Genomic DNA, 14,033 nt, shown 5'->3' on the forward strand with positions numbered 1-14,033 from the left:
TTTTTTCTCCTCCCAGACTTACTAAAAAACACAAACTCCAAATTAGAGCCCCCCCCCTAACAACACTGCGTCTACTTGTTTCTGGGGGGGGGGGGGGCCCCCCCCGGCCCCCCCCCCCCCAACACTCACTTCGAGACACAACCTAGCGGAAGCCGAACAGCGGCGGAAAGACCAGGACCACGATCCACGCCCAGGCGGCGTAGACGACGAGGTAGCTGGTCTGCCAATGCTCCAGGCGGGCGAAGGGGGTCCGCCCGCGCAGGAATCCGAACAACAGCCAAGCCGACCAGGCGAGGTTGGCCAGCAGGATGAGGTTCTCGCCGAGGGCGGCGATCTTGTTGGGGCTGGACCCGTATTCGGTGATGCGGCTGGTGAGGGCGGTGAGGACGAGCAGGTCGACGAGCAGGGCGCTGACCACCAGGGCCAGTTGCAGTTTGTCGAACAGCTTCGGCTCGTCCGGACGGTCGACGGCGGAGATGGCGTAGAGCAGCAGGCCCAGGATCACCACCAGCAGCAGGTCGAACAGGATCAGCACGTCGCGGTCGACCTCGAGGCCGGTGCTGCTCAGGCCGAAACCGATCAGCAGGGCAAGCAGGACGACGGTGAACAGCGGCGTGAAGATCTTCGTCAGCACCGGTGCGATGGTTTCCAGGACGCCCTGTTTGGTTTCCACCAGCCAGGCGGCGACCACGATCGCCGCGACCGCGCCGCACGGCGCGAGCGCCTCGCTGACGAAGATCTCGACATCGATGCCGATGGCGTCGAAGGTGCCGACCGTGATGGCGGTGAGCACGCCGCCGCCCAGATTGATCAGGACGAAATAGACGATCCATTCGCCGGTGAAGCGGATGAAGTCCATGCGTTTGGCGTGCGAGCGCCAGTCGCCACCCGTATAGGCCACACCGACCGCCAGCCACAGCGCCAGCGGCAGATGGATGGCCGACAATGCCACCAACTGCGAATCACTGTCCAGCCCAAAGGCGTTGGCGGCGATCGCGCCGACCACGAACAGCCCGGCGACGAGCGCGACGGCGGTGCCGCCGAGCCGGCGCCGCAGGCCGAAGTAGAGCGCGAGCGGTGCGAGCGCGAACAGCGCGAGGTTGCGCAGATAGAACTCGCCGCTGTCGTCGAAGTCGACGCCGAACAGCGCGGGCACCTTGATCGCGAGCGCCGCGCCGGCCGCGCACACCAGCATGGTGAGCATGGCGGTCCGGTTGCCCGTGCGGTCCGGCTCGCCGGTGAGCACCAGGTCGCGCCACAACCGGGTGGCGTGGGCGCGGGCGAACTCGCGCGCCGGGCCGTCCTCGGCGGCAAGCCGTTTCACCGCGACGAGGAAACTCTCGTCGGGCCGCAACCCGGTCGCGGTCAGCTCCTCGATACTGCCCCGCAGACGGCCGTCCAGTGCGTCCGCTTCGCCCGGTGAGCCGTGTTTGCGCAGGTAGGACTGCCACTGGCTGAGCTGTGCGTCGAGACCGTCCGCGCTCATGTCGTCATCACAGGCTGATCGAAACACAGAATGTTGTATTTTCTGTGGTGTTTCGGGTGGGGGTTGGTGTGACCTGCCGGGCGCCAGCCCCAGGCCCGGTAAAGCGCGTCGGCGGGGGCCGTCGGGTCGACCGAGAGGACCGCGAGCGGTTCGGGGCGTCCGCGCAGGAGCTCGTCCAGCACGGCGCGGCCCAGCCCTCGGCCTCGATGTGATCGGCGCACAGCGAATTCCATGATCGAGAACTTCGGTACCTCGAGCGCGCCGGGCGGCGCCGGTGTGGCGGCCTCGGGCAACCACTGTCCGGCCGCGAGGTTGAACCCATAGGCCATCCCGGCGAGTTCGCCACCCTCGACCGCGCGGACCAGAGCGAATCCCGGTTCCGCGAACTCGGTGGTCAGTAACTCGCGGAACCGGTCCACGTCGTCCGGGCCCTCGTTGTACGGCGGGTCCGCGAAAACCTCTGTGTACAACTCGATCAGCGCCTCGGTGTGCCGTGCCGCCGCGGTCGCGTCATCGCGGATGAACTGTGCAGTCATCGTGCATATTCTGCGCGGACCCCGCGCTCCAGGCCAGGGCGTGTCGGCTCCAGTGCCGGTCCATCGGCCGCGACCCGGCCACCCTGGAACGGGTCTACGTCAGCGGCTTCACCCCGGAGAACCCGCTCGCCTCAATGGAAGTCTTCGCCGAAACCGTCGACCGCTACACCGCGATCGGCATCACCGAACTGGTCGTGCACTGGCCGGTACCGGGCAGCGCCTTCGACAACGACATGGCGGTTTTCGAGCGGATCGCGAAATCTCAGCACGCCGAGTAGTCAATCCGCTGACTGGAGGGTGACGGCGGCCTGCCGGAGTTGGGTGAGGAGCTCCGGGGAAGGCCAGGTGCGGATTTCGTAGCGGGGCGGGTTCATGCCCGGCACGGGGGTGAGGCCGGTGATCGCGGCGGCGGCGGCGAAGGGGACTTCGAACAGTCGCTCGATGTCGCCGGATTCGGTGTCGTGGCAGAAAGAGATGTAGTCGGCGTGTGGGAGGAGGTAGTCGACGCCCTCGCCCCAGACGGTGAGGGTGGCGGGACCGTCGGTGGTTTCGATGAAGGTGGCGGCCGCGGCATAGGCGGGGTCCAGGTCATAGCCCGGGAGCTCGTAGATATCGTCGAAAGTCTCTGTGATCCAGTGGGTTTGGGCCGCGTACTCGGCGGTGGTCAACCCGGCGCGGGCGCGCTGGGCGGCGGGTAGTTGCTCGTGCGGGCCGGCCTGGTCGAACGGGACGACATTGTCCGTGGCGTCGAGGGTGTAGCCCTGCGGCGAGAGTGGGCGGGCGGCCTCCCGGTATTGCTGCTCGGCCATCGCGAACATGCGGGCGAGGATGCCGGGGTGGTCGGGCACCACGATCAGGCTGTCGGTGTCGGGCATGAAAGCGACCGGGCGGCGGTGGCCGTACCGGGCGCGGAACGAGGCGAGCCAGCCGGGAACCAGTGGCCAGGAGGCGAAATAGGCGTTGCCGTCGTCGACGTAGCGGAGAATCGCGTCGCCGCCGCTGTCATGCGGCTGAACGAGGGCGGCCAGATTCGCGTGGGCGGCGGTGAAGACTTCGTCGGCCGAGACGCCCCAGCGGGCGAGGGACGACGGGGAGACGATGGCACGGGACTCCGGTTTGTCCACCGCGACCAGCTCATTGATGAACGGGAAGGCGGGGCGTGCCACCGGCTGGGTGTCCGCGAGGTGATCGATCCCATAGGTCACCGGCCGCAGAATCGGGCGCAGGTGCGCGCGTACCGAGGGCCAGTCCTGCTGCTCATCCGCTGAATCCACCACCCGGCCACCGTAGTCCGGACGAGTCGGGCGCGCCCGATTACCGGGTGGCGCGCTGCTGCTCGAACTGTTCCGCGTAGCGGATGAGCAGGTCGCCCGGGTCGGCAGGCGGGGCTTGGCGGCGCCACACGGCGCGGAACTTGCGGGTGAGAACCGCGTCGGCCAGCGGGATTTCGAGGAGTTCACCGGCGGCCAGGGCAGCGCCGGCGACGAGCCGGCTGAGCACGGCGGGTGCGGCGCCGGTGCGCGCGGTCGTCAGGATCGCGGCGGTCGAACCCAATTCGGCGGCGGGGGAGCAGGGTTCGGAGTCGGCCGCGAGCAGTTCCCAGATGGTGTCGCGGGTGCCCGATCCGGGCTCGCGCCAGAGCAGGGCGGTGGCGGCGAGTTCCCGCACGGTCAGGGGTTTGCGGCGACGCGACCACGGGTGGCCGCGGCCGACCACCACGACCAGGTCGTCGGCGCCGAGCACCCGGCTGGCGAGTTCGGCGGGGGCATGCGGTCCTTCGACGAATCCGACGTCGGCCTGCGCCTGCTGCACCCAGGCTTCGACCTGGCGCGAGTTGCCCACTTCGAGCGCCACCGTCACCTCGGGCCGGGCCGCGCGCAGCGCGGCGAGCCAGTGCGGCATCCGGTGGTCGGCAATGGTCTTCGAGGCCGCGATGCGCAGTTTCGGCCGGTCGGCGGCGCGCAGCGTCTTGACGTAGTCGGCGAACGTGCGGGCGGCGGCCAGCACCGGGCGCGCGTGGTCGACGACGGCGCGTCCCGGTTCGGTGAGCACGGAGCCGGTGGGTCCGCGGTCCAGCAATCGCAGGCTCAGCCGCCGTTCCAGCGCGGCGATGCGCATGCTGGCGGCCGGCTGCGTGATGCCGTGCCGGCGGGCGGCGGCGCCGAGACTGCCCAGCTCGGCGACCGAGACGAGAAGATCGAGCACCTCCAGGTCGGGTGTTCCCGGTGGGAGGGTCATGGGGGGATTATGCGCCATGCACCCATAAGTCAGCCTGATGAGGTGGTCGGCATTCGGTGGCTACCGGACCGCGATACCAGCGGCGATCGTTGAACCCTGCCTCCGGGGCAGTGAAAACCGAGGAGACATCATGACTTTCGTCATCGGAGCGGCCTGCGTCGACGTCCTGGACCGCGCGTGCATGGAGGAATGCCCGCTCGACTGCATCTACGTCGGCGACCGCATGGCCTACATCAACCCGGCGGAATGCACGGACTGCTCGGCCTGCGAACCGGTCTGCCCCGTCGAAGCGATCTACTACGAGGACGACATGCCCGCGGGCGAGGAGGTCTTCGTCGCCGAGAACGCGCGCTTTTTCGACGAGGTGCTGCCCGGTCGCGAGGCGGCGCTCGGTGACCCCGGCGGTGCGACGAGCCTGGGCACGATCGGCGTGGACACGGCGTTCGTGGCGGCCTACCCCTCGGCCTGACCGAAATTCGATCGCCCCGAGCCGCCCCGCTCACCTAACGTTCCGGTATGAACGACATGAGCTGGGCGCGCGGCGTCACTCGGCTGGCGGTGCTCACCGGCGCGGGCATCTCCACCGACTCCGGCCTGCCCGACTACCGCGGTCCGCAGGGCACCTGGACCAAGGATCCCGCGCTCATCGGTGCGTTCACCGAGCAGAACTTCCTCGCCTCGGCGGAGGTGCGGGACCGCTTCTGGCACGCCTTCAGCGCGCTGCACCGCACCGACATCGAGCCGAACGCGGCGCATTCCGCGCTGGCCGAACTCGATCGCGGCGGACTGGCGGTGCGGGTGCTGACCCAGAACGTCGACGGGCTGCATCAGCGCGCCGGTTCGCCGGAGCGCAAAGTGCTGGAGTTGCACGGCAGTCTGGCCACCGTCGATTGCCGCGGCTGCGGGGCGCGGAGCGCGACCGAATCGGTGCTCACCCGGGTGGCCGCGGGTGCCGGCGATCCGCGGTGCGGGTGTGGCGGCATCCTGAAACCGTCGATCGTGATGTTCGGCCAGTACCTCGACGGCGCGGTGCTGGCCAAGGCGCGCACCATCGCGGCCGCCTCGCAGCTCTTCCTCGCTATCGGCAGCTCGCTCCAGGTGGAGCCCGCGGCGTCGCTGTGCGCGCTCGCGGTGCAGGCGGGCGCGAAGCTGGTGATCGTCAATCGCGATCCCACGCCGTACGACGCGCTGGCCACGGCGGTGATCCGCGAACCGATCGGCACCGCCGTCCCCGCGATCTGCCGCGCGCTGGCCGCACGCTGATTACCGTGCGGCGGCGGCCCATTCGGTGCTGAGCATGGCGAAGTCGAGTTCCGTCGACCACTCGCCTTTGAAGAATTCGTTGTGCACCAGGCGCGCCTCCTGCCGCATTCCCAGCCGCCGCGCGACCGCGGCGGAGGCCGTGTTGCGTTCATCGAGCCGGGCGATGATGCGATGCAGCCCGAGGTCTTCGAACCCGAGGCGCAGCACGGCCTGCGCCGCCTCGGTCGCGTACCCGTGCCCGCCGGCCTCGGGATGCAGCACATAGCCGATCTCGCCGCCGGCATGGATCCGGCTGTGCCAGAACAGGATCACGTCACCGATCAGCGCACCGGTCTCGGCCACCTCCAGGCCGAGGGTCAGCGCCTGTCCCTCGTCGGTGAGATCGGAATTCGCCCACTGCGTTTCGAGCCGTTCCTCGATCAGTTCCCGCGTCATCGGCTCGAACGGCACGTACCGGCACACATCGGCCCGGCTGCGGTAGGCGTACAACGCGTCGACGTCACCGACGCCGAGCGGCCGCAACAGCAGCCGCTTGGTCCGGATCGGATAGGTGGGACACAGGGCGGCTAGCGGAGCGGACGACACGCCGTCCATCGTGCCAGCGGGTTCAGGTCTCCGGTCCGGATTGCAGGACGCGCAAGCAGAAGCGGGTGCATTCGGCCGCCAGGTCGGCGGTGGACAGGGTGATGGCGCCGTCGAGCCAGCCTTCGATGAGCTGGTTGACGCCACCGGTGATGAACAGGGCGGCGCGGCGGAGCTGGGCGGGGTCGTCCGAGTCGAGGACGCCGGGGGCGTGCTGGACGACAAGGTCGGCGATCATGGCCAGGACGTCGTGCCGGCGTTCGGCCAGGCCGGGGACGCCGGCGGTGTCGCTGGTGACGATGCGCATGATCTGCGGGTCGGCGGCGGTGGTGTCCAGGAAGGCTTGCAGGGCGGCCTGGAGTTTCTCGGCGGCTCCGCCTTCGGCGCCGAGTCCGGCTTGGACCATCGCGGTGAGCAGCTGGTCGCGGACGTCGTCGGCGACGGCGAGCAGCAGCGCGTCCCGGTTGGCGAACTGCTCGTAGAAGTAGCGGTCGGTCAGGCCCGAGAGGGCGCAGACGCCACGCACTTTCACACCGGCGGGCCCGGATTCGGCCCACGCCCGGCGCCCGGCGGCGAGCAACCGCGCCCGGCGTTCGGCTCGCCGGTCTTCGGCGCTGACCCCGCCGTACGGGCGCATCACCTCGGGCCTCGTCATTGACATCACTCTAGGCCCCTTCGTAAATTGGATGACGAACGTCATCAGATTTACGGTTCAAAGGAGAACCCCGTGCATCACCGCGTGTACGAACCGCTGCTGGACGAACGCACCTACCGCGTCGGGCAGATCGACGGCGAGCTGCCCTCGGACTTGACCGGCACGCTCTACCGCATCGGGCCCGGCAAGCACCGGGTCGGGAGCACACTGCTGCACAGCCTCTTCGACGGCGACGGCATGGTGTCGCAGTTCGTGCTCGACGGGTGCTCGGTGCGCTACCGCAACCGATATGTCCGCACCCGGCACTTCGAACACGGTCAGCGTTCGGATCGGATCCGATATCGCGGCGTCGGCACGCAGATCCCCGGCGGTCCGCTCGCCAATATCGGGCGGTTGCCGGCCAACGTGGCCAACACCAACATCGTCGATTACGCCGGCGGGCTGCTGGCGCTGTGGGAGCTGGGCAACCCGCATCGGATCGACCCCGATTCGCTGGAAACGCTGGGCCCCTGCGATTTCGACGGCAAACTCGGCTTCCTCGGCGCGTTCTCCGCGCACCCCAAATGGGATCCGAGCACCGGCGACATGTACAACTTCGGGCTCGATCTGTTGCCCACACCCCGGATTCGCACCTACCGGGTGGACCGCTCCGGCCGCATGCATTCGCTGGCGACGGTGCCGATGCTGGACCTGGTCTGGAATCACGATTTCGCGCTGACCCAGAAGTATCTGGTCTTCGTGCTCGACCCGCTGCGGCCCGACCTGACCAAGGTCGCGCTGGCGAGTCACTCGTTCATCGACTCGCTGCGCTTCGACCGGGCCAAGGGCACCCGATTCCTGTTGGTGCCCAAGGCCGGTGGCCGCCCGCGCGTCGTCGAGCACGAGGCGCTGCTGCATTTCCACCTCACCAACGCCTACGACGACGGCGACGATGTCGTCGTCGAGCTGGTGCGCTTCGACACCGCGTGGAACGAGGTCCGCGGCGCGACCAACGCGATCAACAACGACCGAGGGGAGGCGCCGAGCTTTCCGGACTCGCGCCTGATGCAGTACCGGATCACCCGGGGCGGCACCGTGCTCGAACGTGAACTGTCCGATCGTTCGGTGGAATTTCCGCAGTACGACTGGCGGCGGAGCACCCGCCCGCACCGCTACAGCTACCTCGCGGGCAAGAGCGCCGACGCCGCGGTCTACGACTCGATCGTCAAGGTCGACCACCGCTCCGAAGTGGAAACCCGGTGCGAGTTCGCGCTCAGCAGTGTGGGTGAGCCCTTGTTCGTGCCGCGTACGCCCGACGCCGCGGAGGACGACGGCTGGCTGCTCTTCCTCAATCACCAGCTTGCCGAACATCGTTCGCAGCTGGTGGTGCTCGACGCCCGAGATCTGGAGCGCGGACCGCTGGCGACGGCCTGGCTCGACCATCACATCCCGTGGGGATTCCACGGCACCTTCACCCGGCGGCTCGCACGCTGAGAAACCGATGCGTTACATCGGGGCCGCCGGTGGCGATAATCGAGTAGAGATCTGCCGATTACCTGGAGTGATGTCATGGTCGAGCTCGGTTTTGTCGGTGTCAGCCGTCCCGCTAACGATCATCGGTTCGTCAGTACGACCGATGGTGATACTCCGAATATCGAGATGGCCGTGCGCATGGTCTCCATCGATACTCCCGAGTCGCTGTTCGGCGGCAGCCCGCCGACCGCGCAGGCCGCGCTCGAGCGGGCGAAAACCCGGCTCGAGGATGGCACTTTCGACGCCTTGCCCAAGGATCTCCGCGACTACCTGGTCGGGCGGATCACCGCCGATGCGGCCCAGCGGCATCTGGGCGCGGGGAAGGCGGCCGCCGACGTGCACAAGCAGATGGTCGAGACTCGGCTCACCCGCCCCGACGGCAGCAAACGCAAGCTGGCGGTCATCGCGACCGGTGAGCTGATCGAGAGCAAAGGCCGGATGCTCGCCTACACCGCGCCCTGGTTCAGCGGCACCGCGAGCGATCCGATGCCGCCGCGCAACGATCCCCGCCGCCGCACCTTCAACCTCGAGCTGGTCGCCACCGGCTGGGCCGCCACCTTCCTCATCTACCCCTCGATCCCGCGCACCGCCGACCTGAACATGCTGCTCGACGCGGCAACGGTGGCCTGGGACAACAAGTTCGGCGCATGGACGCACGGTGGTGAGGACCTGCTCCTCGCCTACGAGTACCGGGCACTGATCAAACTCGGCGCCGCCAACCTCGACGATCCCGCCGCGACCCTGGACGAGGCGTTCCAGCGGGTCTGCGTGGACCTACGCGACCTCACCGAGGTCGGCCTGCACGGCTATCACAAGGTCCCCCCGCCACACCGATTGTGGTTCTGGGCCAAGGACACCGAGCAAGCGCGCCGCGATCTGCCGATCACGCACTGAGCCGCCCGGCCCAGGTCGTCCCGCGGCGGCGCTCACTCCCGGTTCGGGTCGGGCTGCCACGGAACGAACGGCCGGCCCTCGGACTCGGCGGCCTTGCGGGCCGCGTTCAGCTGATAGGGCGTGATCCCGCCGGGTTGCCAGGCGCTCACCGAGCCCGCCGCGATCGCCGGAGCGGCTTTCGGCGTGAGCCCGATCTCGCTGCGCACCACCGTGATCGGGCGATCGGCGAGACCGAACCAGTCCAGGTCGAGGAAGTCGTGGCTGCCCTGGGTGCGGGCGCCGCGGCGCATCGCGTCGCCGAGCCGGACCGCCATGCCGCCCGAGCGCAAATGTCCCTCGTTGGCTTCGAACAGGCCGGCGCCGGCCTTCAGATAGCCGGTTTCGAACAGGGAGATGACCATGGCGAGCAGGCTGAAGGCGCGCGGATCGTCGTTGGCGCGCGCCATGAACGCGAACACCTCGATCTCGTTCTCCAGCGTGGTGCCGTAGCCCGCCAGCACGTGCACCCAATCATGTTGGGCCAGTAGGGGCGGGGCCGAACCCGGCAGGCCGGGCGTGACGAAGCCACGATCGCGATAGAAGTCGGCGACACCGCGGCCGAGGGTACCGACCGGCAGCTCCCACAGCTGTGCCCAGCGCGCGGCCAGTGCCGGATCGTGGGCGACCTGGCCCCAGGAGCTGTCCAGGTCCTGGGTGTGCAGCGCGTTGAGCCGGTCGGCGTGCAGGCCGCCGAGGTAGCCGTTGCGGTCGAAGTCGGCCGCCGCCAGATCGGCGGCCCCGTCGGCGTATTTCTCAGCGACCGCGATCATGTCGTCGTCCACGTCCAGCGCGTCGGCGAACTCGCGCAGTCGCAGCGCCACCTCGGCCGGCAGCGGCCGCACCACCAGCGCGGCCAGCAGCATGGTCTGCACGATCCGCTCCCGGAAGATCCGGTTGCGCCGCGCCAGCTGCTGCGCGAACTCGACGGGACCGATCGGCGTCAGCGCCGCCAATTCCACCGCGTGCCCGGTCATCGACAGGAACAGCGACGGAATCAGCAACTCCTGCAAGGGCGTCGGGCCGTCGTCTCCCGTCGCGGCGGCGAGCACGCCGCGCGCCAGGATTCGCACCTCGTCCGCGCCGGGCGGCGTGAGCAGTACTTCTTCCATCGGGCACCCTTCGATCGCTCACGTCATTCTGCGGCCGAATTATCGCCTGCCCGTAGTGATTTCGCTCAGGGCGTGAAAGCGTCGAGGGCCCGGTCCGCCGTAGCGGACCGGGCCCTCGCGATCGTGCGGCGCCTTATTGGTTCTCGGGCGCGTTGATCCGGTTGTGGAAACCGATGCCGATGACGATGGCCGCGGGCACACCGGTCAGCACGAGGCCGGCGGCGGCACCCAGCGGAATGCCGACCGCGGCGCCGGCGAGGCAGCCGGCGATGCCGGTCGCGCCGCCCAGGTCCAGGATCGGCAGGCCCAGGATCAGGCCGCCGGCGCCGCCGATGGCGCAGCCCGCGCCGCCGCCGACGATGGTGCCGACCAGGGTGCCGATGGCGGTGATGATGCCGAACTGGGTGGCCGCGGCGGACACGGCGTCATCGAAGGCGTCCTGCTTGACCACTTCGTTGCGCAGGCTGGACGGGTGCCCGGCGCTGACGTCCTTGACCGGGGTCAGCACGGCGCGCAGGCCTTCGACGCTGGCGTTGATCGGGTATTCCAGGTCGTTCAGGGTGTAGGCGAGCGGCAGGCCGACGACCACGTTGCCCGCGTCGTCGCGCACCTGGAACTGGCCGTTGTCGGTGGTGAGCGAGCCCTTGTCGGTCTCGACGACGATGGAGTCGCCCTCGATGGAGGTCTTCCAGTTGATGCCGGGCAGCACCTGCTGGACGCCCTGGTTCACGCCGTCGAGGAACGACGGCAGGACCGGGACGGGGGCCGGAGCCGGGACGGGAGCCGGCTCGGCGTGCGAAGTACCGGTAGCGATGCCGAGAGCCGCGATAACCAGAGCCGAGGTTGCGGCGATCTTGCTGAACTTCATTACTTTGCTTTCCCTCAGTGGCGCGGTCCCTTATCAGGTCCGCAGGTCCTCGACCGAGCACCCATGGTCAAGTGTCCAAGAGATTGTTGCTGAAAAGTAACTTAAAGTTTCATAAGCGGGCGAAACGGACTGTGATCCGAGTCACTTGGCCGTCATCCGGCCGGTCGCGCCGGGGTTTTTCCGGGCCGTTATCCAAGTGTGACTCGTGCCACAAAACCGTCAGGAACGCTCGGATTCGGGCAGATCCGGGGGATCGGCCGGCAGGCCCTCCTGGACGCGCAGGAACTTGAGGTAGTCGATCAGCGAGGCCAGCGACTGCTGGGACAGGTCGATGGCGCGAAACGCGATGGCCTCGAGACCGGGGGCCGTGCTCAACCGCAGGTACTCGATCTCCTGGCGGCCGCGCTGCCAGGCGTCGTCGTCGGTGAAGAACCGGATGTCGACGCCGAAGGCGGCGGCCAGGCCGGTCGCGTGCTTGAGGGACGGATTCTGCTTCAGGCCGGACCGCAGTTGTGCCACATAGACGGCGGAAATCGGATGCCCTTGCTCGGTGGCCCGGCGGGCGATCTCATCGGCGGTGTACCGCCGGCCGTTGGTGTTGGGCATCGTGCGGAACAGGTACTCCAGCCGGTCTGAGAAGGGCGCTCCTCCCATGCCACGCTCCTCACTGACTCGGGCTCCGCTTTGAGATAGCCGTCATGCTACAGCATATGGCAGTGCGGCCTCGGGCCCCCGGAACAGCCGGGCCGCGGCCAATTCGTATGCGGCACAGTGGGTGTTGCCGGCTGCGGCGGCGCGGATCAGCTGATCGCCGAGTCCCCGGGCCGCCGCCAGGGCCGGTTCGTCGCGTTGCAGCAGCCGCAGCGAATCGCTGATCTCGATCAACATGTCGGTCACCCGAGTTTCGGCGCGCCGGCTCATCTGGGTGCGGAAACGCACCTGCGGATAACGCTGGGTCAGCCAGGCGTGCAGCGGCGCGAGCTGCTCGATGTAGGACCGGGCCAGGCGCGTGCTCCGGACCGCGCCCAGCACCGCCGGGCCGATACTGCCCGCGACCAGCAGCAGACTCGCGACGATTTGGAACACGATGGTGAGCGTCTGCGCCCACGGCGGCGGCATCGCGGGCCACACGGTGACCACGACGATCACCCACGCCTCGTACACGGAGTACATGACGACCACGCCCACCAGGATGCTCAGCAGGGCCCGGCGCCAGTGCCGCTCGCGGGCGCTGGCGCGGGCGGCGACCACGCCCAGCGTGCACGTCGCGTGGATCATCAGCAACGCCTGCAGGATCCAGTAGAGCTGAATGCGCGGGCTGCCTTCGAATTCGCGCGCGAAGCCGGCGCCGTGTGGTTGCTGGGGCGAGGACAGGAACAGGTAGGCGAGCGCGACGACGACCACCCCGTAGACCGCGCGGGTCACCAGCACCCGGCGGCGGCTCGGCGGCGCGGTCGCGAGCGCGTGGCCCCAGTAGAAGGTGGTCAGGGCGATCGCGGTCAGGCTGCAGAAGTGGCTGAACAGGTAGGCGGCGTTGATCCGGATCGCGTCGAACGCGGCCTCGGCGGACGGCGTCAACGCCAGGAAGCTCAGCGAGAGCAGCACTAGGATGACGATGGGCGCGCGCTGCCCGCGGGCGCCCTGCGGGGTGAGCTGCCAGACCAGGACGCAGGCCCCGAGCAGGATCAGCACGGCGACCACGGTGACGAACTGTGCCATGTGCTACTCGATTCGAGTGCGGGGAAAGCCCAGTGCGCCGCGGATGGTCGCGGATTCACCGGTGTCGGCGTCGCTCCAGAGGATGGTGCGCAGGGTCAGCCGGGCGAAGGACTCGGCCTCGCGCTCGCAGCGGGAGTCGTAGGCCGATCGGTACCGGACATGCGCGAAGTTGCCGATGGCGGCCGGGCTGAGGATCGAGCACAGGGCCTGGCCGGCGTCCAGCCGGAGTTCGACGCTGGTGTGGCCGTGCAGGATATGGCCGGCCTCGTGCAGCACGGTGTTGATGCGCGCGATGTCGGGGAGATCGGCGTCGTATTCGATCAGATCGCCGGAGCCGGTGCGCAACCAGCGACCAGCCACTGCGGGCGGCAGCGTCGTGCTCGGGGCGATGCTGACCGGAATCCCGCTGGCATCGGACAGGATTCGGCCGAACTCGGGCAAGGTGAACGGTTGTAGCTGCGCGGTGTGCCGTTGTACCGCGGCCAAGGTGCGGCGTCGGGTACGGCGGGTCATGTTCAAATCGGCTGGGTCCTCGGGCATGTCCCCCACGCACGATATTGCCACAGCCCGCTGACAGAACCGGCATACGACCGCGCCCGGAATTTCTGGGTCTTGTCCGCAATAGCATAGCGGCACAGTGGTATTCAATATGATCTTGCTGGCTCGGGTGCGGTTGCGGGAGGATGGCGGGATGGGGAGACGCGCGCGCGAGCCGGAGTCGCCCGGCAGTTCCGAGCCGGCGCCGTCGGGCCTGGCCGAGGTGGTGGTGGCGCTGCATTCGGACCTGGCCGAATGGATGGGCACGGACGCGCCGCCGAAGGTCTTCGACCGGTTCGCCGAGGCATTGCACGACAAGTTCAGCGCGGTCACGGTCGTCGCGCAGGTCGTCGACCGCGACACCCTGCTGACCGGCGTGTGGTCGGTGCGGAACGCGCAGCCGGGCTTGCGGATCGAGATCTCCGAGGTCGAGGAGATCGCCGAAGGCGACGGCATGGCCGCGGTCCGCTTCGTCGCGGAGTATCAGCACGAGGAGATGCGCGCCCGCAGGATGGTCACCGCGGTGCTGGTATCCGGCGATCATGGGTACCGGTGGCGCTCGTTGCACGAAACCGCGCCACCGGCGACGGAGTAG

The 14,033-nt window shown here is 68.7% G+C and carries 17 protein-coding genes; 6 read left to right on the plus strand and 11 right to left on the minus strand.

All coding sequences use genetic code 11. The features are described from left to right. Window positions 1-142: 142 nt before the first annotated feature. Window positions 143-1,486 carry a hypothetical protein gene (locus AB0M14_RS09615; RefSeq protein WP_364991508.1) on the minus strand — a complete coding sequence of 448 codons (1,344 nt, stop codon included), beginning with the start codon at window positions 1,484-1,486 and terminating at the stop codon, window positions 143-145. After that, complete coding sequence (locus tag AB0M14_RS09620) at window positions 1,483-2,022, minus strand: GNAT family N-acetyltransferase (RefSeq protein ID WP_364991511.1); 540 nt, start codon at window positions 2,020-2,022, stop codon at window positions 1,483-1,485. The genes AB0M14_RS09615 and AB0M14_RS09620 overlap by 4 nt, the downstream gene beginning before the upstream one ends. On the opposite strand from AB0M14_RS09620, the gene AB0M14_RS09625 reads away from it, so the two are divergent. After that, window positions 2,013-2,300 carry a hypothetical protein gene (locus AB0M14_RS09625; RefSeq protein ID WP_364991514.1) on the plus strand — a complete coding sequence of 96 codons (288 nt, stop codon included), beginning with the start codon at window positions 2,013-2,015 and terminating at the stop codon, window positions 2,298-2,300. The genes AB0M14_RS09620 and AB0M14_RS09625 overlap by 10 nt on opposite strands. On the opposite strand, the gene AB0M14_RS09630 is transcribed toward AB0M14_RS09625, so the two are convergent. After that, a complete protein-coding gene (locus AB0M14_RS09630) occupies window positions 2,301-3,299 on the minus strand; it encodes a hypothetical protein (protein ID WP_364991516.1) in 999 nt (332 codons plus the stop codon). It lies immediately after the preceding gene. 37 nt (window positions 3,300-3,336) lie between these two features. Beyond that, window positions 3,337-4,260, minus strand: coding sequence for a LysR substrate-binding domain-containing protein (locus AB0M14_RS09635; RefSeq protein ID WP_364991519.1), 924 nt, complete (start codon window positions 4,258-4,260; stop codon window positions 3,337-3,339). Window positions 4,261-4,390: 130 nt separating this feature from the next. Here AB0M14_RS09635 and fdxA point away from each other — a divergent pair, with 130 nt between their 5' ends. Both fdxA and AB0M14_RS09645 read left to right on the plus strand, forming a co-directional pair. Beyond that, the gene (fdxA, locus tag AB0M14_RS09640; protein WP_364991522.1) at window positions 4,391-4,729 is read left to right on the plus strand and encodes a ferredoxin; all 339 of its coding nucleotides are present in this window, start codon (window positions 4,391-4,393) and stop codon (window positions 4,727-4,729) included. 47 nt (window positions 4,730-4,776) lie between these two features. Then, on the plus strand, window positions 4,777-5,523 hold the full coding sequence (locus AB0M14_RS09645; RefSeq protein WP_364991525.1) for a Sir2 family NAD-dependent protein deacetylase: 747 nt from the start codon (window positions 4,777-4,779) through the stop codon (window positions 5,521-5,523). On the opposite strand, the gene AB0M14_RS09650 is transcribed toward AB0M14_RS09645, so the two are convergent. Together AB0M14_RS09650 and AB0M14_RS09655 are read right to left on the minus strand one after the other, a co-directional pair. After that, window positions 5,524-6,108, minus strand: a complete 585-nt coding sequence (locus AB0M14_RS09650) for a GNAT family N-acetyltransferase (RefSeq protein ID WP_364991529.1) — start codon at window positions 6,106-6,108, stop codon at window positions 5,524-5,526. 22 nt (window positions 6,109-6,130) lie between these two features. Beyond that, entirely contained in the window at window positions 6,131-6,760 is a 630-nt protein-coding gene (locus tag AB0M14_RS09655; RefSeq protein ID WP_364991531.1) for a TetR family transcriptional regulator, read from the minus strand. A gap of 72 nt (window positions 6,761-6,832) precedes the next feature. On the opposite strand from AB0M14_RS09655, the gene AB0M14_RS09660 reads away from it, so the two are divergent. Both AB0M14_RS09660 and AB0M14_RS09665 read left to right on the plus strand, forming a co-directional pair. Then, the gene (locus AB0M14_RS09660) at window positions 6,833-8,233 is read left to right on the plus strand and encodes a carotenoid oxygenase family protein (RefSeq protein ID WP_364991535.1); all 1,401 of its coding nucleotides are present in this window, start codon (window positions 6,833-6,835) and stop codon (window positions 8,231-8,233) included. Between the two features lie 165 nt (window positions 8,234-8,398). Beyond that, entirely contained in the window at window positions 8,399-9,166 is a 768-nt protein-coding gene (locus AB0M14_RS09665; protein ID WP_364991537.1) for a hypothetical protein, read from the plus strand. Between the two features lie 32 nt (window positions 9,167-9,198). Here AB0M14_RS09665 and AB0M14_RS09670 read toward each other — a convergent pair whose 3' ends face one another. The 5 genes from AB0M14_RS09670 to AB0M14_RS09690 all read right to left on the minus strand — a co-directional run bounded on the left by AB0M14_RS09670 (window position 9,199) and on the right by AB0M14_RS09690 (window position 13,441). Next, entirely contained in the window at window positions 9,199-10,314 is a 1,116-nt protein-coding gene (locus AB0M14_RS09670) for a hypothetical protein (RefSeq protein WP_364991540.1), read from the minus strand. A 133-nt stretch (window positions 10,315-10,447) separates the two neighbouring features. Further along, window positions 10,448-11,182 (minus strand): hypothetical protein, encoded by a 735-nt coding sequence (locus tag AB0M14_RS09675; RefSeq protein ID WP_364991543.1) that lies wholly within the window; start codon window positions 11,180-11,182, stop codon window positions 10,448-10,450. A gap of 219 nt (window positions 11,183-11,401) precedes the next feature. Next, on the minus strand, window positions 11,402-11,836 hold the full coding sequence (locus tag AB0M14_RS09680; RefSeq protein ID WP_364991546.1) for a helix-turn-helix domain-containing protein: 435 nt from the start codon (window positions 11,834-11,836) through the stop codon (window positions 11,402-11,404). A gap of 42 nt (window positions 11,837-11,878) precedes the next feature. Next, complete coding sequence (locus tag AB0M14_RS09685; protein ID WP_364991549.1) at window positions 11,879-12,901, minus strand: hypothetical protein; 1,023 nt, start codon at window positions 12,899-12,901, stop codon at window positions 11,879-11,881. Window positions 12,902-12,904: 3 nt separating this feature from the next. Next, on the minus strand, window positions 12,905-13,441 hold the full coding sequence (locus tag AB0M14_RS09690; protein WP_364991552.1) for a hypothetical protein: 537 nt from the start codon (window positions 13,439-13,441) through the stop codon (window positions 12,905-12,907). Window positions 13,442-13,592: 151 nt separating this feature from the next. Here AB0M14_RS09690 and AB0M14_RS09695 point away from each other — a divergent pair, with 151 nt between their 5' ends. Continuing rightward, the gene (locus tag AB0M14_RS09695) at window positions 13,593-14,033 is read left to right on the plus strand and encodes a hypothetical protein (protein WP_364991555.1); all 441 of its coding nucleotides are present in this window, start codon (window positions 13,593-13,595) and stop codon (window positions 14,031-14,033) included.

The organism is Nocardia sp. NPDC051832 (assembly GCF_040681285.1).
Taxonomy (GTDB): Bacteria; Actinomycetota; Actinomycetes; order Mycobacteriales; family Mycobacteriaceae; genus Nocardia.

What these genes read in the sequence shown, in the direction of transcription:
- AB0M14_RS09615 (WP_364991508.1), bottom strand. Translation starts at nt 1,486, where the DNA reads ATGAGCGCGGACGGTCTCGACGCACAGCTCAGCCAGTGGCAGTCCTAC.
- AB0M14_RS09620 (WP_364991511.1), bottom strand. Translation starts at nt 2,022, where the DNA reads ATGACTGCACAGTTCATCCGCGATGACGCGACCGCGGCGGCACGGCAC.
- AB0M14_RS09635 (WP_364991519.1), bottom strand. Translation starts at nt 4,260, where the DNA reads ATGACCCTCCCACCGGGAACACCCGACCTGGAGGTGCTCGATCTTCTC.
- fdxA (WP_364991522.1), top strand. Translation starts at nt 4,391, where the DNA reads ATGACTTTCGTCATCGGAGCGGCCTGCGTCGACGTCCTGGACCGCGCG.
- AB0M14_RS09645 (WP_364991525.1), top strand. Translation starts at nt 4,777, where the DNA reads ATGAACGACATGAGCTGGGCGCGCGGCGTCACTCGGCTGGCGGTGCTC.
- AB0M14_RS09655 (WP_364991531.1), bottom strand. Translation starts at nt 6,760, where the DNA reads ATGACGAGGCCCGAGGTGATGCGCCCGTACGGCGGGGTCAGCGCCGAA.
- AB0M14_RS09665 (WP_364991537.1), top strand. Translation starts at nt 8,399, where the DNA reads ATGGCCGTGCGCATGGTCTCCATCGATACTCCCGAGTCGCTGTTCGGC.
- AB0M14_RS09670 (WP_364991540.1), bottom strand. Translation starts at nt 10,314, where the DNA reads ATGGAAGAAGTACTGCTCACGCCGCCCGGCGCGGACGAGGTGCGAATC.
- AB0M14_RS09675 (WP_364991543.1), bottom strand. Translation starts at nt 11,182, where the DNA reads ATGAAGTTCAGCAAGATCGCCGCAACCTCGGCTCTGGTTATCGCGGCT.
- AB0M14_RS09680 (WP_364991546.1), bottom strand. Translation starts at nt 11,836, where the DNA reads ATGGGAGGAGCGCCCTTCTCAGACCGGCTGGAGTACCTGTTCCGCACG.
- AB0M14_RS09685 (WP_364991549.1), bottom strand. Translation starts at nt 12,901, where the DNA reads ATGGCACAGTTCGTCACCGTGGTCGCCGTGCTGATCCTGCTCGGGGCC.
- AB0M14_RS09690 (WP_364991552.1), bottom strand. Translation starts at nt 13,441, where the DNA reads ATGCCCGAGGACCCAGCCGATTTGAACATGACCCGCCGTACCCGACGC.
- AB0M14_RS09695 (WP_364991555.1), top strand. Translation starts at nt 13,593, where the DNA reads ATGGGGAGACGCGCGCGCGAGCCGGAGTCGCCCGGCAGTTCCGAGCCG.